Genomic DNA, 1,363 nt, shown 5'->3' on the forward strand with positions numbered 1-1,363 from the left:
AGGCCGGTGTCGAGCCGTCCGGCGCGGACGTCGGCGTCGTTGATCAGCAGCCGCAGGTATTCGACGTTGGTGTCGATGCCCAGCGCGGTATACCCGGCGAGCGCCTCATCGAGGGTGTCCAAAGCCTCAGCCCGGTCCTCGCCCCACGCGATGACCTTGGAAATCATCGGGTCGTAGCTGCTCGAGATTTGGAGGCCCTCCAGCAGGGCCGAGTCGACACGGACCTTGCCACTCGCGGTGTCCGGCAGTTCGTCCAGCAGCACGACCTGTCCGATGGACGGCAGGAAGTTCTTCTCTGGCACCTCAGCGTAGACGCGTGCCTCCACCGAGTGGCCGGTCAGCACGACGTCGGCCTGGGTCACCGTGAGTTCCTCGCCGGCGGCGATGCGCACCTGCCATTCGACGAGGTCAATGCCGGTGACCATCTCGGTGACGGGGTGTTCGACCTGCAGGCGGGTGTTCATCTCCATGAAGAAGAACTCGTCCGGGGCGGCGGCCGAGACCAGGAATTCCACGGTCCCGGCGCCGGAGTAGTGGACGCTGCGCGCGGCCTGGCAGGCGGCTTCGCCGATCCGGGCGCGGATCTCCGCCCCGTCGGGCAGGGATTCCAGCAGCGGGGACGGTGCTTCCTCGATGACCTTCTGGTGGCGGCGCTGCAGCGAGCACTCGCGCTCCCCGAGGTGGATGACGTTGCCGTGGTTGTCCGCCAGGATCTGGACCTCGATGTGCCGCGGGGTGAGCACGAGCCGTTCCAGGAACAAGGTGTCGTCGCCGAAAGCACTCGCGGCGACCCGGCGTGCGGTGGCCAGGGTGGCTTCCAGGTCCTCGGCGCGTTCGACGATGTGCATGCCCTTGCCGCCGCCGCCGGCGGAGGGCTTGATCAGCAACGGGAAGCCGACGCCGGCCGCGGCCTCGATCAGCTGCGCGTCGGTCATGCCGGGTTCAGCGATGCCCGGGACCACGGGGACGCCGTAGCCGGTGACGTGGTTCTTGGAGCGGATCTTGTCGCCCATGACGTTCAGGGATTCGACGCCGGGGCCGATGAACGTGATGCCGGCGGCTTCGAGGGCGCGGGCAAAGTCGACGTTCTCGCTCAGGAAGCCGTAGCCGGGGTGCACGGCCTCGGCGCCGGTGTCGCGGCAGGCCTGGACGATGGCCTCGATCTTGAGGTAGCTCTCGGTGGCCGCGGCGGGCCCGATCCGGACCGCCAAGTCGGCTTCCCGCACGTGCCGCGCGTCGGCGTCGGCGTCGGAATAGACGGCGACCGAACGGATGCCGAGGGCGCGCAGGGTCCGGATGACGCGGCAGGCGATCTCGCCGCGGTTGGCAACGAGCACGGTGCCGAACAACGGGGTGCCGGCTG

General features: G+C 69.0%; 1 protein-coding gene. It reads right to left on the reverse strand.

Annotated elements, in window-relative coordinates:
- Positions 1-1,363, reverse strand: a 1,363-nt coding sequence (locus tag LQV45_RS32870; RefSeq protein ID WP_374208360.1) for an acetyl/propionyl/methylcrotonyl-CoA carboxylase subunit alpha, incomplete at both ends; no start/stop codon positions are given.

It is taken from the genome of Microbacterium sp. Bi128 (assembly GCF_918698205.1).